At 26.7% G+C, this 23008-nt stretch carries 10 protein-coding genes and 1 pseudogene; all 11 read left to right on the top strand.

What is annotated here, in order from left to right; all coding sequences use genetic code 11:
* Positions 1-300: 300 nt before the first annotated feature.
* The 11 genes and pseudogenes from KDK92_RS03715 (at position 301) to KDK92_RS03665 (ending at position 23008) form a co-directional block, all read left to right on the top strand.
* Complete coding sequence (locus KDK92_RS03715; protein ID WP_250857705.1) at positions 301-1233, top strand: dienelactone hydrolase family protein; 933 nt, start codon at positions 301-303, stop codon at positions 1231-1233.
* 256 nt (positions 1234-1489) lie between these two features.
* Positions 1490-1702, top strand: a pseudogene (locus KDK92_RS03710) (DEAD/DEAH box helicase); the annotation flags it as partial.
* 294 nt (positions 1703-1996) lie between these two features.
* Positions 1997-3037, top strand: a complete 1041-nt coding sequence (locus tag KDK92_RS03705; protein WP_250857704.1) for an HNH endonuclease — start codon at positions 1997-1999, stop codon at positions 3035-3037.
* Complete coding sequence (gene dptF, locus KDK92_RS03700) at positions 3038-4831, top strand: DNA phosphorothioation-dependent restriction protein DptF (protein ID WP_250857703.1); 1794 nt, start codon at positions 3038-3040, stop codon at positions 4829-4831.
* 3 nt (positions 4832-4834) lie between these two features.
* The gene (dptG, locus tag KDK92_RS03695; RefSeq protein WP_250857702.1) at positions 4835-6253 is read left to right on the top strand and encodes a DNA phosphorothioation-dependent restriction protein DptG; all 1419 of its coding nucleotides are present in this window, start codon (positions 4835-4837) and stop codon (positions 6251-6253) included.
* Positions 6234-11501, top strand: a complete 5268-nt coding sequence (gene dptH, locus KDK92_RS03690; protein ID WP_250857701.1) for a DNA phosphorothioation-dependent restriction protein DptH — start codon at positions 6234-6236, stop codon at positions 11499-11501. The genes dptG and dptH overlap by 20 nt, the downstream gene beginning before the upstream one ends.
* A 294-nt stretch (positions 11502-11795) precedes the next feature.
* Positions 11796-15017, top strand: coding sequence for a UvrD-helicase domain-containing protein (locus KDK92_RS03685; RefSeq protein ID WP_250857700.1), 3222 nt, complete (start codon positions 11796-11798; stop codon positions 15015-15017).
* Positions 15018-15019: 2 nt separating this feature from the next.
* Positions 15020-17809, top strand: a complete 2790-nt coding sequence (locus KDK92_RS03680) for a hypothetical protein (RefSeq protein WP_250857699.1) — start codon at positions 15020-15022, stop codon at positions 17807-17809.
* Positions 17802-18452, top strand: a complete 651-nt coding sequence (locus KDK92_RS03675) for a hypothetical protein (RefSeq protein WP_250857698.1) — start codon at positions 17802-17804, stop codon at positions 18450-18452. Before KDK92_RS03680 ends, KDK92_RS03675 begins: the two co-directional genes overlap by 8 nt.
* Positions 18453-18467: 15 nt before the next feature.
* The gene (locus tag KDK92_RS03670) at positions 18468-19610 is read left to right on the top strand and encodes a hypothetical protein (protein ID WP_250857697.1); all 1143 of its coding nucleotides are present in this window, start codon (positions 18468-18470) and stop codon (positions 19608-19610) included.
* A gap of 50 nt (positions 19611-19660) precedes the next feature.
* Positions 19661-23008 (top strand): SNF2-related protein, encoded by a 3348-nt coding sequence (locus KDK92_RS03665; protein ID WP_250857696.1) that lies wholly within the window; start codon positions 19661-19663, stop codon positions 23006-23008.

The raw sequence follows: 23008 nt of genomic DNA, 5'->3' as shown, positions 1-23008 counted from the left end.
ATATTGAAAATGAATCTTATCTTACATTGAATAATGATAATTAGGTTGTACTGATGAAAACGGGGAAATATATCATTTACATAATGAAAGATATTATAATACGGTCAAAATAAAATAAGGTTGATAGTTAGTTAGAAGCCCAGGATTTCGTAAATACTTTTGATTAAATATAGGAAAATAATGTATAATATAGAAATGATAATTGATGCATAAAATATTTGTATGATGAAGCAAATATAAGTAATCTTTAAGAAAAAAATATAGTGAGATGAAATCTAAAACTATTTAAAGGAGAGAGCGATGAATAGTAGTTTACGTAAAGGTATTAGAGAATTTTTAAAAGTAAATGTTAGTAATGATGTTGATATTGAATATAAAATAATATCGGAAGAAGATAAGGATAATTACACACAAATGCTCATTAGTTACCACGGGTATGAAGGGGATATCATAAAAGCGTTCATGTTAGTGCCAAAAGGATTAGGTCCATTCCCAGCAGTTCTTGTACATCACCAACACAATAGTGAAAGATTTTATGGCAAGAGTGAAGTATGTGGAATTGTTGGTGACACTTATCAAGCATTTGGACCAGCACTTGCAAATGAAGGTATTATAGTTTTAGCACCCGATTCCATTTGTTTTGAAGATAGAAGGATAAATTATCTCAATTCTGGTGTTGTACCAAATGAGGAAATGGATTGGTTACAACATTATAATGAAATGTGCTATAGATTGTTAAAGGGTGAGACTTTACAGAAAAAGGTTTTAGAAGATGCATCGATAGGGATTTCATTATTAAGAAGTTGTTCATTGGTAGATAAAGATAATGTAGGTGTACTAGGGCATTCTTATGGTGGGAACACAGTGTTATTCCAAGGAGCTTTGGATTGCAGGATAAAATTTGCATGTTCAAGTGGTGCTGCATGTAGTTATAAAAACAGAATGTTGAATGGAACAGGGATAGAAATGGCTTCTGTAATTCCTGGATTTAACCAGAAATATGAAATAGAAGATTTAGTTAAATGTTTTGCTCCAAGGAAATTATTACTAGTATCTGCAACAGAAGATAAATATTCTAAAGACGCCGATATTATTTATAATAAGGTAATAGAGTTATTTGAAAAAATAGGAGCAAAGAATGCTCTTACACACAAAAGATATGAGGGTGGACATGCATTGAACAAAGAAAGGTTTCAAAAGATAATTGAATGGGTTGTATCACAATGCAATTGAAATGCTAGATGTATAGTTAATTAATTAAGTCACAACAAAAAGAGTACTGTGCATTATGAAAGAGAAAATATAGTTGTTGAATATTTATAAATAACGAATCTAAGGAACTCTTATTCCTTAATTTTATATATTATATCAAACATTATCTCTAACACAATCTAAAATAAATATAGCTCAGCTAACATTAGTTTTGATGTTTGTTGAACTATATTTATTTTAATGAATTAGAAAATTTTTTAGTTTTATCTTGACACAGGCTGATGAATTTCATCATGCTGTAGCAAATAATTATAAGAATATCATAGACTACTTCAATCCTAAGTTCATGCTGGGATTAACTGCTACACCAGATAGATTGGATAATAAAGATGTATATGCATTGTGTGATTATAATGTGGTATATGAGGTTGGGCTTAGAGAGGGGATAAACAAAGGATGGTTATGTCCTTTCAGATATTATGGTATCTATGGTAGTTCCACTGCAAGAATATTTTAATAGTTAAGATAAAATTTGAACTGAACGTGCCAGGTAGCAAGTAGGTTCTTTTTTAAAATAAGGGACTTAAATTTACGTTTAATTTGAACGTATCAAACATTTTGTCAGTTTTTATCCGGTTTTGTCGGAAGTGATGAAAGTTATCAGATAATAGTGTAGAATAAACTATATATATAGAGTTTTGGTTGAAGTTGATTGGATAATAGGAAATATAATTTACAACGGTTATGGTGATGGTAGTGATTAAATATAATTGTGAGGGACCAAATGGAAGGATGGAAATTAAAATCAGGAATGTATTCTAGATGTGACTTATGTGATGATGATATTTGGAAAATATTTAATTATATCTTATCTAATAAAACTACAAATGCTACTTCATATAAGTTTGGATTTCTAAAGGCTTTATTAGAAAGCTCATATGATGTTAATTTAAATGGAGAAATTAAGATTTCAGATATATTTATTAGATTTAGCAGAATATATTGGAATCTTATTGTTAAGCATGAGTTAACTCAATGTACTAAGATGATTAAAGGCGGAAGATCTAGTATAGGAAAAATATTTGACAAATACATTGACGATTATCCTGAGATAAGTACTGCTAATTATGATAAAATTCCGATTAATATAAAGGATAAGATGGAAAAAGAAGTTTTTAAAGAAGGGAAAAAATATGTGGTAGGTGCGTTATATGGAGATTCGGGGGGAGAGTTATATACTTTTTCTTTAAGAGAAAATTACTTAAAATTTAATCCTTCTGTATTAAGCTTTTTATATAAACACTCAATTACCCTATTAAAGATAAATAATTTATGTTGGATTGACTTTTTAGAAAAAGTTAATAAAAAAGATAATTGTTATGGAATTGCCGAAAAACTACATGATGCATCTAAGAGAAGCAGTTTAAGAATATATAAGGATTTTTTCTTTTTTCAGTTTAATAGATGTGAGACAAGTTGTTTTTATTGTGGAAATAAACTTAGTTATGAAAAGGTTCATATAGATCACTTCATTCCATGGTCTTTTATAAAGAATGATAGATTGTGGAATTTGGTAGCTTCATGTCCCAACTGCAACTTATCAAAAAATAATAGATTAGCAGATGAATATTACTTGGATAAAATTATTTATAGAGATAATAATCTAAAAAAAATAGATAATTATTTAGTTAATAAAGATTTTAGTTTGTATAGTGAAAAGAATTTTCGAAATTATTATACCTCAGCAGAATTTTGTGGATTTGATTTATGGAATTTTGTGAAAGCTAAAGGTATAGAGATAGAAGTTGATTTAATAAAAAAGTAGGTGAATGAATTGCAAAATGAAAATTGTTTAATTAATACATTAAAGAGACTTAGAACATCATCAAAAGAAGCAGTTGAGAATATTGATTCTTTTAGTAATTTTAAAGAGTACATGCATGTCGAAAGACCAGTACAGCATGAGTTTTGGAATTTAATAAAGAGTGCTCATAATTCCGATAAGCCTCAATTATTATTGGTTTGTGGTAGTGTTGGTGATGGTAAGTCGCACTTAATATCATATTTTAAAAATAAGAATCCAGAAATTTTATGTGATTTTAGTATTCATAATGACGCTACAGAAAGTTTAGATCCTGAGAAAACATCTATTGAAACACTGAATGAAGTTTTAGATGTTTATTCAGATGATAAATTATATGAAGGACATAAGGAAAAATTAATATTAGCAATTAATTTAGGTACCCTTACAAATTTTATTGATTCTGAATTTGGACACAGATTTACTAAACTTAAAGAATATATAACTAAAAAGAAAATACTACATGATAATATTGAGGAAAGTAAATTTGAACAGAATAGTTATTTTCAATATATTAACTTCAGTGATTATCATATGTACTCTTTAATGGAAGAAGGACCTACATCTCAATATATTAAAGATATAATTGGTAAAATAGCTAATAAAGATGATGAAAATCCGTTCTTTATGTCATATAGTAATAATTGTAGTAATTGTAGTTGTTCTTATAAATGTCCTATAAAAAATAACTATGATTTTATAGGGGATGAATTTGTACAGAAAAGAATTATAGATAAATTAATAGAAGTAATGATAAAAGAAAAAGTTATTATTTCAACTAGAGCATTACTTAACTTTATATACGATATTTTAGTTGATAATTGTTTTGAAAATTTAACTATTTCAAAACTTATTAAGAAAATTGAAAAGTTACCTTTTAAGGAGTATATAAAAAGCTTAACTGCAAATATATTATTTACTCATAAGGATACCTCTAATATTCTTGAAGCATTGGAGAATATAGATCCAGTTAACTATAGAAGTGAGAAAATGGATGCAGTAATTATTAAGTTAAACAACACTTCTAATTTAAGCAAAATTTTTGAGGAAAACCTTGATTCTACTGATTTACAGTATATGTTATCTTCCTTAAAAGATGAAACAATATTATATGAAAAGACTAAAACAAAAATAGATAAGGAAAATGTAAAAGAAGATGTTATAAAGATTTATTTAAGATTATATTCTTTTATGGCTAAAGATAGAAAAGAAATATTTGATGATGAAATTTATACAGAATATATGAGATATCTGTACTATTGGAATAAAGGTTCTAAAAGACAACTTAAGGGATTATTAACAGGTGTAAAAGATGCTATATATAAGTGGAATGGGCAAAATGATGAAGATAATGCAATTAATATGACTATTGGTAAAAATCAAGGTAAATTCAATACATACCAAAAGTTGGATATAGTTGGGGATATTGCGGATTATGAAGAAAAAGAAGAGCGAGAATTATTTAAGTTTATTACAAGACTTATTTTAAAATACAAGAAAAGTAAATCAGAAGAAACTAAAGTAATGGTTGATATAGATTATTTGCTATATAACTTGCTTTGTAAAGTTAGAAAAGGGTACAGACCGAATAGAAAAGATAAGAATAACTTTATTAATTTCGTGGATTTTATTGAAAAAATTCAGAGATTAGGTAGCCAGAAGGAAGAGGTATTATTTGAGCAGAAGATAGCCGGTGAAATTAAGAAGTATAGGCTATATTTAGATGACTATAATGAATATTGTTTTATGGAGAGATAGAATATGATGTATAAAATTGATTTAAAAGATGTGAGAAACAGTTATAAGTTTGTAGAAGCTGAAGATAATACAAAGAAAATAAATTCTTTGCAGCATAATACAGGTAATAAGATTTCCATATTACCGTATACAACACAATATAAAGCTAGATTTAAAGATCAAATTATTAATTTTAAAAATTGTATAGGACAATTTTCAAGAGGAATATCTAATAAAAAAGAAATTAAAGAAGCTATAAACGATGAATTTACAGATAAAATTATCGCAAAGATTGAAATTGATGAAAAAGATAAAAGTGTTTTTAAAAATATAATTAAAGAATTATTTTTTGATAAGGAAGATAATTTAGTCTTCTTTCATCCTAAAGTAATGAATTATATTCAAGCTAAGAATAGTAATAAAAAATTAGGTAAATTTTTATGTGATGTATTATGTAAGGAATATAGTGAAACTGAAGAACTTATAAAAAAAGCATATGATACTATTCCAGATAATATAATGCTAAAACTTATAGTAGAGAGTCTTCCAGATTCAAATGAAAGTAAAAGTAGAAAAGTGACATATGAAAATTTAGTTCCGTATGTATCTGATGTATTTATGGATGACCTAAAGTATATGCTAAAGAAACCTTCATTTTACAATAATAATATTGAAAAATTATTGAAGTTTTATTATATGTTTTATGTAATACAGCTTTCTTTAAACTTAAATAAAATGTTCGATGCGACAATAGAAAAGCCTATAGAAGTTTATTTTAATTTAGATTGGGAAAAAGCAAGTAAGGCAAGATTGAGTTATGAGAGTGGATGGAAACTAGTAGATGGCTCATTACAAACTTTATTTTCTCATGCAAATTGTTTAGAGCTTATAAATCATAATAATAGGGAGGAAGTTTGTAGCTATTTAGATATAAAAAATATTGTAAATAACATGAAGATAGAGGGATATGAAGAAAGTAAAAAATCTTTTCAAGAATTGTTAGATAACTATAAGAATTATGTTGGTGATGTTGATTTTAGTAGAATGAATTTTGAAAGAAAGTATGATGATGACATACTTAATATAATTTATGAGTTATATAAATCAATAAATTACCAGTTTATCAACTCAGGTAGAAAAGAGAGACAAAAGGACTACTGTACTTGGTTTGTAGAGTTCTGTAAAGTGAATTTTTTAAGACAAAGAGGAAGATTAGGATATACTCTTAATCTTACAGAAGAATATATCATATTTTTAACAAAGATAAGTTTAAAAGACAATGAAAAGATGAAATTAAAAGATTTATTTATTGAATATGAAAAAAGAGGAGTTTTCTTGGATAGAGACTCTAAAGCAAAGATATCTCAGTTATTCGAGAAGTTAAATATATTAGAGAAGAAGAGTGATAGTGGTGATGCACAATATGTTAAATCAGTTTTATAATTATTTAGCCAAAAAAGTTGTTAAGTATTTCAATGATGTAGAAGTTAAAAATGGAGATAAATTTGAGATTCAATTTGAAAAGGAAGATGAAGTAAAAGTTTTATATGAGGAACTTAAAAAAGTTTCTGAAGCACAAGAATTTAAATATAAAGCAGCTGAAAATGCAAGTGAATATGTAACATATAGTATAGTTGTTAATGGAATTAAGGTTATTATCTCAGCTACTATAAATAATATTAAGCCAGATTATTTAACGAGACTTCGTAATGAAGTTGGAGGAACAAATAGCGATTTATTTAAAAATACTGCAATATTATTTATTCATAATACTACATTAGATAGTATAGTTGGGGGGGCAAGAAGCTTCAATAAAGAGGGAATGCCATTCCATACTAGTTCCATTACAGAAGATATTAAAGAAAAAATCGAAAATAGTGATTTATCAATTGGTGATAAATATATAATTGAGTTTGATTTAAAAAAGAGAAGTGAGCAAATTTCAGAGGATAGTACTTCGGTATTACAGTATTCGGATTTATTGACTGTAATAAACAAAGGGGATATTAACAAAGATGAATTTAAAAACTTTGGAATCTTTTATGATAGTAAGCTTGATGAAATAAACAATAAAAAAGAAGCCTTTAATAGGTTAGAAGATAATGCAGATAACTATGCAAGAGTAGATAATATACACAAATATGGTGGAGATATAGATACTTTACTAGAAAAGTTTTTAGATGAAAATGGTGTTGAAAAGTTAAAAAAGGTTGAATGGGAAGAAGTTGAATATAAAGAAATCAAGCAATCTATTGAAAGTAAGAAAAAAGATAAAAAAATAGAGTATGTAGAGAGTAAATTGATTAGTTTGGATGCAGAAAACTTCTGGGAAAAAGAAGAAGGGAATACTGCAGCTAAAAAAAGAAAGAAAAATATAATTATATTTAATAAAGATAGAGAACAAAAAATAAGTTTAGAATTAAAGTTTGATGACAGAGTAAGTCAAAGATTTATAACGCTAGCTAAAAATCAGGAAGCTACAGCTAAAGCTAGTGGTAAAAAACTGATAGTTGAAATTGATCATGTACCAGGAAATGTTAGCTTTAATTCTATTAAATATAAGGATAAGGTAACATTTGAATTTAAGATTCTTGTATTGGATATTGATAGATCAGTATTTGATAATTCAGTGATAAAAACTAATTATAATTTAGTTGTGAAACCAAAAGAGAAATATTTAATGCTAAATACTGAGAGAAGAGAATTTGAATTCAATTTAGAAAAGGACTTTATAGAAAACAAGATTATAAGTGAAAATCAGAGTGAGATTATTATAGACTCTTTAGATAGTAAAATAAGAGTTATAAATGAAGTAGAACAGGATGAAAATACAGATTTAATTAAATTTAATTTAAATATATTAGATTTAGGAATTCCTCTTGCTATAAAGGATGAAGGAAATAGAGCTACAGTTATTACTGGGTTTAATGTCTGGACAAAGAAGAGGGAAGAAAAGGAAAGTTTTAAATATGATAATGGTAAACTTATTCAAGGTACAAGAGTTTATTTTACTAGAGATGAATTTAGAGAAAACCTTGAAAGAGAGCAGATCATTATAAATAGTGATTACTGTAGTTTCATTGAAAGAGATGGGGAGTTAATAGGAGAAGATATTGAAATAAATAATAATTTTAAAACTGCATATTTTCAATTGCTTGAATATTATAGAGTTAATAATTTGATACCAAGTTTAGCATATTATAATGAAGAATTAATTGTTTTAAGCAAAAACTATGTAGAGGCTTTTCTGGGCGCTGCTAATGAACTAAAAGAAGGGGAGTATGCAAAAAAACATCATAAAAACCTCTTAAGAGTTGGTGTTATAAAAAGAGAAGATGGAGATAAGGAAATGTTATTTTATCCTTTGAATCCAATTAATGTTATGTATCAAATCAGATTAACTGAAACAATTGAAAATGAAAAAATAAATGAACAACTAGCAAAAAAGCTTGATTCAATTTATCTTTTACCATATATATGTGGAGAGGATAAAAAGCTATATAAACCAATAGAACAACAACATTCACTAGAATGGAAATACTATATTAAGAATGATATCTTAAGATATAAAGGATCTAGAGAATTTGTTTCTAAATTGGTAAAAGAAAAAATAGATGAATTTATATATCATTTTAATTATTTATTTAATTTGACATCTGAAGCAGCTGTAAAAATTAACTTAATTAATACAGGTGATTGTAGAGAAATTCTTCAAGGTATAATAAATTACTATATTGATAAATTGAAGAAGACTAAACCGGATAACTTATTACCTATAGATGTTAATATTTATAGTAATGAAATAAGCAATGTATTCGAAGAATTATCATATTATAGTACTTCAGAAGAAATTGAACATAATTTAAAGATTGATTTAAGTAATAGAGCTTTAAGTAAAGATTACACAAAAGAAGATATTTTAAATATATGTATACAGAAGATACATTTTTATAAGAAAGATATTGAAGATGAGAAGTATGAATATAGTCATGTAACTTTCTATGAGATGGAGCAAAGTGTTGAAGAGAAAGATAGTAATATGAATGATATTATAACAGGGATATCATTAGATGGATTAATTTCAGGAGTACCATCTAAGTTCTTAGGTAACTCATATAGGACTGGGTTTGGTAATAGATATATGAAAAAAGGTGAAAGTAATATACTGCTGAAATTGGTCAACAAAATGAATGCTTTAGTAAAGGTTGCACAGACGGATTCACCATTTAGTGAAGAGGAGTGCAGAACAACAGCAATTTCTGATGAAAGTAGAGATAAGCTTGAAAAAATTTACGATTCAACACATTGGGTTACATTCATTGATCCAAAAGTTGATTTGAACTTCTTTAAGAATAGCAATACGTCTAGAGACTTATTGATAATACATTATAGTGATCAATATACATCTTCAAGTGGATATGATGCAATAACAGTAACTAGAAAATCAAAGCAGTATCAAGTAATAATAGATGAATTTCTTCAAGAAAAAAATATTGAGGTAAATGATAAAACTTCTGTAAACGTTATAAATTGTTTTAATGCAGTTAATGGTGATTGGTTATTAAGATTAATATCAAGCAATGGTCAATTTCCAAGAGAAAAATTAAGTATAATTTCAGCAATTAAGTTGAGTTTATCATATTTTTATCATAAAGACATTGTATGGCTACCTATATCTCTTGAGGAAATATTAAGAGTATCAAAAGGAGCTGGCTTAAGCAGTGTAGAAGGATTGTTCTCAGTATCAAACTTAAAGGGTGAAGGTCAATATTCAGATGATTTACTTCTTATAGGTATTGAAAAAATAGATGATGATATAAATGTTCATTATTATCCAGTAGAAGTTAAGATTGGTGAGAATAGACCTAATGTAATTAAAAAAGCTAAAAAGCAAGCTTACAAGACAAGAAATTATTTAGAGAAGCATTTAATTGATTTACAAGATGAAGAAGAGAACAGAAGATTCAGCAAGAAAATGTATAGAAATTTCATGATGCAACTTGCTGTAGTAAGTGCAGAAAAGCTTAAGCTATATGAGTTATGGCCTGAGCAAAATTGGGATATGATAATTGATTCAGAGGTAAGAACTAAATTATTAAATGATGATTATACAATAAGTACTGAGCTTGATCAATACATTGGACGTGGATCAATTATGTCTTTTAAGCAGGGAATAGCTTTTGATGATGAAGCTCAATTGATTGAAATTAACCAAGCTGAATTAGAAGAGGCATACAATGAGGAAGAGTTTAATAAAGGCAATGAGATATTAGAAATAACTTTCTCAGAAGATGCTGGGTATAGAAACATTGCTTCAGAGTTAGAATCATTAAAGGAAAAATTCGTAGAGAATCAAAGTGATTTTAAAGTAGAGAATTTATTATTCAGCAAGTATAAGAGATTAAATAAAGAAGATGAAACAGGTTCTGTAGAAGGAAATGAAGAAAAACCTACTACAAATATAAGTGAAGATAAAACTGGTTATCAAGGTGGTACTACAACTAAAGTAAAAAAAGACGAAGCAGCTATTTCGGAAGTAGATGAGCCGAAAGAACCTATGAAAGTATTATTTGGCCATGATGTGAAGCATGATAGAGAAATAAATTGGTATCCAACAGATACAAGTAAAACATTCCATACTAATACTGGAATAATTGGTACAATGGGTACTGGTAAAACTCAATTTACAAAATCACTAATTTATCAATTGCATAAAAATGATATATATAATGTAGATGGTAAAAAATTAGGGTTATTAATATTTGATTATAAGGGTGACTATATTGACGATCAATTTGTAAATGCTACAGATGCCAAGGTATATGATATTTTCCATTTACCATTTAATCCATTAGCTCTTGTTAAAGGGAAGAAGATTAAACCTTTACTCCCACTTCATACGGCTAATACTCTTAAGGAAACTATAGCTAATGCATTTAATTTAGGAGTTAAACAGCAAACATTATTAAGAGATGTAATAATGGAAGCATATGAGAGAAGAGGAATTCATAAAGCTAAAGTTCCTACATGGGATAAAACTCCTCCAACACTGGATGATGTATGTAGAATATATATGGATAGAGAAAAAGTACAAGAAGATAGTTTATATGCTGCACTTAAGAATTTAAGTGAATTTGAGATATTTGAACCAGACCCTACCAATACTATGTCATTGTTTGAATGTATAGATGGAGTTACTGTAATTAATTTATCAGGTTATGATGAAGGAATACAGAACCTAGTTGTAGCTATTACATTAGATATATTTTATACTCAAATGCTAGTAATAGGGGAAAGTAAAACAGAAGGTCAGTATAGACAGCTTACTAATTTAATTTTAGTTGATGAAGCTGATAACTTCTTAAGAAAGAATTTTGATAGTTTAAGAAAGATATTAAAAGAGGGAAGAATGTTTGGGGTTGGAACTATTCTTTCTACGCAACTTTTAAGTCATTTCTCTACAGGAGATAATGAATATGCTAGTTATATTCTTAGTTGGATTGTTCATAATGTTGCTGATTTGAGTAATAAAGATGTAAGGTTCATATTTAATACCAAGGCTAAGCAAGAAGAAGAGGTAATTTATAATAAGATTAAATCACTTGAGAAACACCACAGTTTGGTTAAGTTTGGAAATGAAGATAAACCGATTTATGTTAAAGATAAGGCGTTTTGGGAATTGATGAAGTAATGAAATGATTTGGATAAGCCTGGTAAAAATATTTAATTATTTACCAGGCTTATTAAAAATTTTATTTTTTATATAGTTTTATATGTTTATCAGTAAGTATAATTTTTCAATTAAGTAAAGTATAGATTATTTTAGTTGAATTTATTTATTGATACTAGAATTAATCTTAAAAAAAGTACGACAAATGTTAATTTAACAATACAAATATGGTGAATTTTATATAAGGATATTAATTTTAAATTAAATGGTAATAATATAAATTGTAAAATTACGTCAAAAGAAAGTAGTGATATTATGTCAATAATTTATCCTAAAAATCCTAAAATAGAAAATAAAGCTGAAAAAGAAGTATACAACAAATTATCTAACTTTTTAGAAGACAACTATATTACATATTATAACTATACAGTAACTGGAACTGAATTTGACTTTTGTGTACTAGAAAAGAATAAAGCTATATTTATTATAGAAGTTAAAGGTTGGGAAAGTGTACAAATAGTAAGTGTAGAAGATAATGAAACTATTAAGTACAGAGATAATTTAAATAATGTGAAAGAATGGGGCTCTCCATTTAAACAAGCTAACAGTTATAAATTTAATATGGTTAATTTATTAAAAGAGAAATTTAATAGGAATCCATTGGTATTAGGAATAGTATGTTATCCATTTATATCTTTAAAGCAGTATAAAGAGAAAAGATTAGATATTATATCTAAAGAGGAACTTACTATTTTGCAAGATGACTTATTAAATAAAGAGACATTATTGAATAAGCTAAATAAAGCTTTTGAGTTTATGAAGAATAATGTTAGAGCTGATGAGCTAGATGATAATTTAGTTCAGAATATAAGAAGATTATATGAAAGTGACGAGATGATAATGAATAGTATGCAAATGAGTACAACAAAATCAATTGAAAATATAGAGGAATTACTAAAACCTGCCCAAAATAAAAATGATCAATGTAGAGTAGCCTCTATTAGTGATAAAAGAGTATATTCAATAGTTAAGTATATTAAAGATGAAAAAAATGTTGATGAGCTAAAATGTATATTTGCAGATATAATTGATATATGGAAAAAAGGGACAAAAGTATATATAATATCTAACAATTACAATGTCCTTCAACATTTAAAGATGATGACACATAAAAAAACAGGGTACTTACAAAAGTATGATGATTTTAATATATTTAATGAATCTAAAGGGCTATATGAAGAGCGGATTTTTAATCTTAGTTTTATATACATATTGGATAATATAGAAGAAGAGTTTGAAATATTAGATGGTTTATTTAGTGAAGAGGAAAAAAAATATCTTGAAAGGGCTCATAATAGTGGTGGTTTCAATTTAGATCAGTACATTGTAGAGCATACTCCAATTAAAAAAGATGTTTGTGTTAGAGCAGGAGCAGGAAGCGGAAAAACATTTTCTATGGTAGGAAGAATAAGCTACCTAATATACAAACACAAATATACTATAGATGAATTAAGAGAAAAAATAATCTTAATAACATTTACAAATGAAGCTGCAGATAATATGAAAAAAAGACTTAAGAAACATTTTAAAAATTATTTCATATTAATAGGAGATAGATATAATTTTAGCATAATAGAAACTATAGAACAGATGAAAATATGTACAATACATTCCTTATGTAAGAAGATTATATCTAAGTATTCTTCATATTTAGGATTAGGAAAAGAAATAAGCATTAAACAAGGAAAGCATGAGAAAGATAAAATTATCAATGAAATTTTAAATAAGTATATAGATGAAATAGGTAGAAGTGTAATAGATGATAAATTAAGTATACCTATGTATGAACTAAAAAAATTATTAGGTAAATTATTAGATAAAATAGAACAAAAGAATATTGATCTTAGAGATGGATATGATTTTGGAAATCAGATTTATGATACAGATAAAGATATACATAGTCTAATAGTTAAAGTTGTTAAAGAAGCTCAAGAAAAATTGATAGAACTTAACAATGAAAGAAGTACACTAAGATTAAGTAATATGATAATAAAGATAAATGAATTGGTAAAGGAAGATAAGATAGAAAAATCTAGTTATGAATTAGATTACTTATTTGTAGATGAGTTTCAAGATACAGATAATATGCAAATAGATTTAATGAAAAAATTTCAAAAATTGTTTGGTTTCAAATTTTTTACAGTAGGAGATATAAAGCAATGTATTTATAGATTTAGGGGTGCTGAAGATCAGGCTTTTAATCATTTAATGAAGGATGATTCAGATAAGTGGAATAAGGAGAGACTTAGAAAAAACTATAGAACAGATAAGGATTTATTAGATAAATTTGATCCTATATTTTACAAAATGAGTCTGAATAGGACTTTAACATATACAAATGAAGATAAATTAATAGGTACGGTAAATATAAATTCAAGTGAGGATAAAGACTTTGAGAAAATTGATTTTGAAAATGAAAAGCAGTGGGAAGATGAACTAATAGAATGTGTTGAAAGAGAAAGAAAAATATTAAAGAAAGATGAAAAGATAGCATTATTAGTTAGAACAAATAATGATATTGAAAAAATAAAAGGTATATTTGATAGAAATAAAAAACCACTAGGAGTAGAAGGACAAGGGGATTTATATCAAATAAAACCTACTATTGATTTATATAAGTTGGTTTTAGCTTTAAAGCATAATCAAGACTCTAAATATTTATTTGGAATATATGATACATGTTATACTAGTAAGTCTATGCCAAAACATGATATATATTCGTTAGCTAGAGATAAAGAAAAGTTATATAAATATTTCTTGAAAAATTGTCCAATAGAAAAATGGGAAGAACACTTAAAAAATCTTAGACTTCAACCAATAATGAAGGTAATAAGGGAGCTAATAAATCAATGCCTTCCATGGGAGATATATAGCATTAGTGCTCTAGATCAAAATACTAAGATTAATATGCAAAATTACTATAAAAGAAATTTAGAAGTTCTTATTGAGATTATAATCAATAGTTTTAATGATGATTATTTAACCTTAAATAAGTTAGAAGAATTTTTAAAAATTATGATAGTTACAAAGGTAAATGCTGAAAGTAGAGAAAGCTTAAATATAGAAGAAGTATCAAATGATGTAATATGTACCACAGTTCACAAGTCTAAGGGATTAGAATATGATGTTGTAATAATGCCTATATGTTATAAAAATATAGAAAGCAAAGAGTTTAAAGGGAATATTCAAGAAGATAATAATGAGAGAAAAAAATCTGAAAGAGTAGAAGTAATTGTATGTGATAATAGAATAGGTTATAAAATAGAATTTCAATCTAATAATGAAAGTGAGCTTTCTATACGTAATGATATTTATAAAGATAACAGTAGGACAGAAAATATATATAAAATGAATGAAGAATGTAGAATACTATATGTTGCAATGACAAGGTCTATTAGAAAGTTTATATATTTTAACGATATTAGTAACACTAAGAAAAATAAAAGCTGGCAAAAGCTAATAGGGGGAGAACGTTAGAAATGAATAGAATTTTGACATATCCTGATCCGAGATGTATAGATAAAATGGATTATTGGGACGAAATAAAAAAATATCCGCATTTGTGTATATCTCAAACATTAGTACAAGGTTTATCACATAAGTATGGCAGAACTGAATTTAATGTTCTATGTACTGCTGATAGATTCCTAAAACAATTTTATAAAGAGTGGAAAGATGATAGTCAAAATGATATAGAACAGTATATTGATATGACCAATATAATTAGATCATTAGAAGATGATAAAATGAAAAAAACTTTTGATTTTAATAGAAAAGATATTTATGCGTCTCTTAAGTTTTTATTTGAAAGTGAGATTAAAGATGAGGATATTAATTTAGAAAATTTATCTAATGAAGAGAAAAAAGTACTAGATATTTATGAAAAATTGAAGAGTAATAATAGATGGAATAAGCTCAGTAGATTAAATGAAAAAGATGTAGAAAATATTAAAACATCATTAATGAATATACTGTTAGATGATATAAAAAAAGAGTTAGGTATCGATAAATGTGATAATAATATAAATGAAATTAAAAGCAAAGCTGATCAAAAGTTGAAGAAATTAAGTCAAAATGTTTCAATGAAAAAGAACAAGGCATTTGGAATTAAAAGAGATAACGATAAAGTATTATTGGATAGAATATTGCACTATAAGAATTTAATCCAAGATACAAATCTAAGCGCTATTGATTGTAGCAAAGTAGTTTTACATGGAGTTCATCAGTTTACACCTTTAATCTATAGGTTAATAAGAGATTTAAATAAATTAGATATAGAAGTAGTTTTTATGTTTAATTATTTACCAAAGTATAAACAGGTGTATAAAACATGGGATAAGGTTTATGAGTGGTGTAAAGAAGATAGAGAAGTATATGAATATGACACAGGCTATATATATAATAACTTAGGAAAAAACATTGGTGAAGTAATAGAAGGTAATTTTTTTAATTTGTCTGAATTAGATATAGAAATAACAGTATTTGATAACATAACTAGTTTTACTAATTATGTAGCAAAGAAGTATGATGAGGCAGCAAAAAAGTTAAATAACGATGGGAAGGGGCCTTCTAATATATTAGCCAATATGAATGAACAGTTTTATGCAGTAAGTGGAGAAAAGGCCAATAATTTATTGAAAGTATATTTTCCTGAGCAATTTGGTGAGAAACATTTTCTTTCTTACCCAATAGGACAATTTATATTAGGGTTGTACAATATGTGGGATAAGAAAGAAAATAAGATAATAGTTAATGAAACCAGCTTAAGAGAATGCTTAACTGTGAATTTATGGGATGAAAAAGGTTATTTAACCCCATTAGAGATATATGAGAAGGTAAAGTTATATTTTAGTGATTTGAAGACTTTAGACGAATATTTAGATAGGATAGATGTTCAAATTAAATATTTAGAAAGAATTGAAAAAGAGGAGAAGTATAAACCCTTTGGAAGATTTTCTTTTTATGGTATAAGCATAGAAGAGGCAAATTATTTTAAGACCATAATTTCGGATTTAAAATCAATAACTGAAACATTATTTGAAGAAAATGATGTTAATGTAGGTGAACATTATTCAAATTTAATTGAAATGATAAAGAAGCGTACAGAAGGAGTGAAATATTCAACAGAAGAAGAAGTAAACCTTGTAAATCAGATATATACAAAATTAAAAGGAACTAGTATAGAACAAGTATCTTCTATAGATAGTATAAAGGAAACATTACATTTTTATTTACAATCCAGTCAAAATGATGATTCTGCTAATTGGATTGTAAGGGATTTTGAGCAGATAGATGGTGGTGTATTATTAGCAGATGACACGGGAAAAGAATCTTGGGGGAAAGGAGCTGCATACTATCACTATGCAGAGTTGTCTGATAATAACTTTACAACGGTTTGTAATGATATTTTACCATGGCCTTTAAAAGAAACAACATTTAATAAGAATAATAAAACCATAGAAATAGTTATTAATAGTAAAAGAGAGTATGGAAATTTTCTCAAATACATGTTGTTCTATGGAACTTATTTTTTAGATAAAAGATTGAACATTAGTTATATAGAAGAAAATAATGATGAAAAAAATCAACCATATTTCATATTAGGTATGCTAGGAGTAAGTAAGTCAAAGTATTCAGTAACATCTCAAGATAATAGTATTAACTCAATTGAAGAGGACATTGCCCAGAAGTTATTAGATACAAGTTGTATAGATGAAGAAATTTTGAATTCATTTTTGTTCTGTCCTTTTAGATACTTATATGAGTATATTTTAGATGATAATCAACAGTTTAATAGTGAGTTCCATGCAAGTTATTATATAAAGTTAGTTGTTGCATTTAAGATAAGAGAACTAAATAGTAAGGGGGGGTTAAAAAAGAGTATTGAAGAACATGTTAAAGATTTTATAAAAGTATTTAAGTTGATGTTCCCTTTTTGGAAGGAATCCGACTTTATTGATATACAAAATGGCATAATTTCCATTTTAAATGGGTGGGTTAAAAATAGAGCTATAAATACTAATGACGAGGTGTATAGAGCGATTAGAGAAAAGTATATTCATGCAAAAATAGCAGGAGGTTCAGGGTGGTTTGAAAGATATCGTTACGGAGTCAATGATAAGCAATTCAATATAGATAAGCAAGAACTTATAAATTTCATAAAAATAAATGATGATAGTGTATATGAAATAGATAAAGATAGGTGTATGTACTGTAGTTATAGAGAAGAATGTGCAAGGGTATTTTTAGAGGAGGATATACATGGCTAAATTACTAACATTAGCAATGTCAGAAATGAGTCCAAAGAATAATAAATATAAAATAATTGCTTATTGGATAGAGCAGAATAAAATCATAAGTATAGATATAGATGAAGAGAATTTTAAGGATATAAATAAACACATTGTATGGGATATAGGCGCTGTTACTCAAGCAGAACAAGTTATAGCAAAAGATAACTTATTTGAGATAAATGGAGACATGATTTTATTAGAAAACTATAACAAAAGACAACTTAAAGAAATTTTAGATAGAGATTTAATTAAATTATCTGTATTTAAAAGAAATCAAAATATAAATTACTGTATTACAAAGGTAAAGTCTATATATGATATACGGAATTTATTTGATGAACGTGATTTATTTAGAAGTAAAGTTACAGTATATGATGGATCGGATGAAGAAAAGAATATAAAGATTAAGGATTATAGATGGATAAAATATTGGAATTATATATATGGGAAAGATATAGAAAAGAAAAGCAAAGAACAGTATGAGGAGTTATTTATAAATAAAGAAATTTATTTGATAATGTATAGATTTATAGACAATAAAAATCAAAAAAATTATTATAGTAGGAAAATAAGTTATAGGGGAGATAACTATTGGATAGCAGGAATTCATTATTTTTAGAAAGGAATAAGATTAATGAATGATAAATTAACAATTGGTAAAGATGATGTAAATAGAAAATATAGTGGAATAATTAGCTATCTTCAAAATAAGTATGAAAATAAATTAAGGACATATGAAGAAGAAAACATACTGATAGTAGAGTATGATAAAGAAAATTTTAGTTTAACTTTATTTAATATAATACCAGATAGCTTAGATAATATTTTAATAAGAGAGGAATTAAAGGTACAGGATAGTAGTATTTCAGGTATAGTATTAGATGTAATATTAGCGAATTGTATTCTTAAATATTTAAATGACAAATATGACAACAGAGAGCAATTAAATAAGCTGCTAATGTGTTTACATAAGAGTGATTTAAAAAGTATTTATAATATAAGGATTAAAGATGAAACAAATGATGATGTAAAAAAAAATATTAAATATATACTAAATAAATCAGAAAGTATAAGAAAAGAATTAATAGAAAAAGATAATATATACTGCGATATTTGCTTAGATAATATAAGTGAAAAAATAGACATAAGCAAATCGGATTACGATGACTTGATATTTAAACAAAATAATGTAGAAGATTATATAGAGGAAAACATAGATAGATTTGAAAAAATTAATAGTAATTTAATTGATAAAGTATTGTTATTTGGAGAAACTTTTAAGATACAGTACATAAGGAATATATTTTCACGCAAATACTCTTACATAAAAGAAAAAATCTCAGTGATTAAGTTGTATAATGATATTGTGAGTATAAAAACTAATACTATACAAGATGAGAAAGGTATAAAAATATTAAATATAAATCCTAAAGTTAAAGATAAATATGTATTTAATAATGTCTATTTTGTATATGAAGATATTAAAGCTAAGATTATTGACTATGGAAATGTATATTTAGAAAATAATCCTAGAGTATATGAGTTTAGGATTAAGTTTTCTTTAAAGCTGAGTATAGATGTAGAATTTATAGAAACCCAAAAAGGTAAATACGGTGAAGAAGTGCTTAAAAATCATATTTTTAAATTGTACAATCCGTGTTTTTATACAGGAGATGTTATACAAATTAAAATATACATGGATCAAGAAGGAATAATGAAATTTGACATAATAAATGTTGAAAATAATATCAATGTTTACTTTGAGATAGTCCAATAGATAAATGACATAAGATAATAATGCTTATGATTAATAGGGAGTGGGAGTATATGAGCAAATATAAAAAAGGTATGTATGTAAGATGTCCAATCGATTATGAAGATGACAGATATCCAAGAATGTTTGCAACAGGGCAAATAGATAGCGTAGATAATGATTTTAATATGGTTACAGTAGAGTTTCATAATATAGAAGGTGATATTAGTACAGAAATTATTTATAGCCATGTTCATTCGAAAAAAGAATATTTAATAAAAGAAATAAGAAGATGTTCAATAATGGAGAATAGTAAGATTGTATTAAGTGACTTCAATGGTGGAAGGATAGTATCTAAAAAAGGAAGAGAAGATGGATTATATACATACTATGTGGAGTTAGAGAATGGAAATATAGGTATGTACTCAGAAGAAGATATACTTGCTCATTTTACAAGAGGAGAAATATCTCCAGTTATACAAATGTTAGACTATGAATTTCACAATTCATTTTGGTATGAGAAGAGAAGTTTACCTAGTGAGTCTATGCATATAATAAATAACTTTGCTCATGGATTCAATACTCTAATAGGAGCAAGGGCATATCTTATGACTCATCAAATAGATACTATAATAAGGGCTATTTGCGAAGAACCATGTAGGTTTATGCTAGCTGATGAAGTTGGTTTAGGTAAAACTATAGAAGCTTGTGTAATAATGAACGGATTAAAGAAAAAGAAGCATAAGTTTAGAACTTTGATAATAGCTCCTAATTCATTATGTAGACAATGGCAAAATGAATTGGATTTAAAATTTTGGATAGAAGCTAAAATCATTGAAAATCCAATAGACTTAGAAAAAGAAGAGATTTTATTATTACCCTTAGAAGAAATAAGGAAATATAGTATTAAAGATATATTAAAGAAGAAATGGGATTTATGCATAGTAGACGAAACCCATAGATTAGTTAAGATGGATTCGGAGTATAAAATAATATTAGAAATAAGTAAAGAGATAACTAATATTTTGTTACTATCAGCAACACCTATACAGGAAAGAAAAGAAGAGTTTTTAAGTTTATTAAAGTTATTGAATCCTAAAAAATACGTAAACATGTCAGAAATAGACTTTAACAGTATATATAAGAAGAGTCAAAAAATCAAAAGTCATATAAGTTCTATGTATGGGGAATTAGATGATTTTGATGAAGAAGTAGCAGAGGATATCCTAGATGAGTTAGAAGAAGTTTCTGAAATATTAAATGACTCTATTGTTAATAAGTTAATTAAGGAAATAGATATAGATTCAGATGATAACGGGTTAGAAATTATAAAGATAGTGTTAGCGTATATATCAGAGAATTATCAAATAGAAAACAATATTATTAGACATAGAAGAGCTGAAATAAAAGATAAATTAGCAGAAAGAGCTTGCACTATAATAGATTATGATATGTCTGGTAGTGAGCTAAATTATTATGAAAGAGATACATATGAAGTTTTACTTAATTATATAGATGTTATTCAAAAAAATAATATAGGATATAATGTGGCAGAATATGTAAAGATATTATTATCATCTATGTTCAGTAGTCCATGGGCTCTAAAGGATGTAATCTCATATAGGATAAGTCTTATAGAAGAAAATAAGTATTCTAGTTTTAGAAATCTACAACAAAATACTGTTAATGCAATAAATAAGGTGCTGCCTTCAACAAAAGAGACAGAGAGCTTAATGGAAGTTCAAAGAGCATTGAGATTTTGGTGTAGAGCGGCTGAAGATGAATTCAATAAATTAGAAGAATTGTATAATGATCCAGACTTAATAAATGGAAGACTTATTAAGATGTTAGACTATATTGAAGAAGAGTATGATAATACAAAGTATGTTATATTTTCGTCTTGGACATCAACTGTAGAGAAAACAAAATCTTTACTAGAAGAAAAATATGGGAAAGATGCTGTGGCAGGTTTCTATTCTAATATGGATGAGGCTGATTTAGAGAAAAATGTATTTAAATTTCAAAGTAAAAAAGAATGTAGGTTTATGGTATGTGATGAGCTAGGAGGGGAAGGACGTAACTTCCAGATCGCAGATAAAATAATTCATGTTGATATACCATTTTCACCTATAACCCTTGAACAAAGAATTGGTAGATTAGATAGGATAGGTAGAAACAAAGATAATGAAGTTGAGTCAATAGTTATGTTATCCAATGATAACGTTGAGAGTGATTTATTTAATTTATGGGATGAAGGGTTAAATATATTTAGAGAGTCCCTAAGTGGCATGGAAATAGCATTAGAGGATATACAAAATCAAATAACAAATGCTTTAAGTAAAGATATAAATAATAGTGTAGGTGATATTTTAGAAAATATAAAATTAAACTCTGCGAACATGAAAAAATTAGTGAATAAGGAAAGACATTTTGATTTAGCAAGAAACTTAGATAGAGCGACAGAAGAAAAAATTAACAAGCTTATAGAAAAGTTTGATAGCAGTAATGGTGAGTTAATGGGAAGAACTATGAAAAACTGGGCTGTTGCTAGTGGGTTCCATGCAGATTATGAAAATGCAAATAATAATGATATAATTTTGTACAAGCCTCAAAATGTAGGTATAAAATCTCTAAAAAATACTTTATTTATGTTGCCAGATACAAGAGAAATTATAAAAAGAAACAAAAAAAATGCAGGAGTATTTAGAGGAACCTTTTCTAGAGAAACAGCAGTAAAAAATGAGGAATTAATTTTCTTTGCACCAGGTGAAACTATATTTGATTCCATCATGAGAAATTCTCAAGAAGGGTATAGAGGTAGATGTTGTGCTGTAAAGTTAGAGAGTAATGATATACAATGGACTGGATTTGTATTCAAGTGGAATGTTAAATTCAATATGGATGCTATTTTAGATAAGGATATAAATATATTAGAGGCAAATAAATCTCAAGGATACTTGCCATTAGAACAAATAACTACAATTGTAAAGGTAACAGGAAATGATGATATAGATGAAAATATAATAAAGGATATGAGATTATCTAATCATATCCATATAGGAAAAAGGCATGGAGAAACAGAACTAGTAAGAACATCAAAAGAACTTGATATGAGTAATTTAGAGTATTTTATGAGAAAATACCCAAAAGCTGAATGGAGATCTATTGTGAAAGAAAGCTTTGATAAAGCTGCCAATGAAGCAAAAAAGAAAGTTATTAGATCATTAGATATAAATAAAGTAAGGAAGGATTTTGAAAAAGTATTAAATGGAAAAATAGCTTCAAATATTTATTTTGAAAATAATAAGATAGAAATAGATAAGCAAGAAAAGCTTGAAAAGGTACTAAAAAGTGTAGAAGAGGGGATAAAAACCGCTAAGTTAGAGTTAGACTCAGTATTATATTTATGGTCAGAAAGGTAA

The organism is Oceanirhabdus seepicola (genome assembly GCF_023684385.1).
Taxonomy (GTDB): domain Bacteria; phylum Bacillota; class Clostridia; order Clostridiales; family Clostridiaceae; genus Oceanirhabdus; species Oceanirhabdus seepicola.
This window is presented reverse-complemented; position numbering and strand designations above follow the sequence as displayed.

Bases quoted from the DNA above. Each gene is read 5' to 3' on its own strand.
- KDK92_RS03715 (WP_250857705.1), top strand. From the start codon at position 301: ATGAATAGTAGTTTACGTAAAGGTATTAGAGAATTTTTAAAAGTAAAT.
- dptG (WP_250857702.1), top strand. From the start codon at position 4,835: ATGATGTATAAAATTGATTTAAAAGATGTGAGAAACAGTTATAAGTTT.
- KDK92_RS03670 (WP_250857697.1), top strand. From the start codon at position 18,468: ATGAATGATAAATTAACAATTGGTAAAGATGATGTAAATAGAAAATAT.
- dptH (WP_250857701.1), top strand. From the start codon at position 6,234: ATGTTAAATCAGTTTTATAATTATTTAGCCAAAAAAGTTGTTAAGTAT.
- KDK92_RS03680 (WP_250857699.1), top strand. From the start codon at position 15,020: ATGAATAGAATTTTGACATATCCTGATCCGAGATGTATAGATAAAATG.
- KDK92_RS03685 (WP_250857700.1), top strand. From the start codon at position 11,796: ATGTCAATAATTTATCCTAAAAATCCTAAAATAGAAAATAAAGCTGAA.
- KDK92_RS03705 (WP_250857704.1), top strand. From the start codon at position 1,997: ATGGAAGGATGGAAATTAAAATCAGGAATGTATTCTAGATGTGACTTA.
- KDK92_RS03665 (WP_250857696.1), top strand. From the start codon at position 19,661: ATGAGCAAATATAAAAAAGGTATGTATGTAAGATGTCCAATCGATTAT.
- KDK92_RS03675 (WP_250857698.1), top strand. From the start codon at position 17,802: ATGGCTAAATTACTAACATTAGCAATGTCAGAAATGAGTCCAAAGAAT.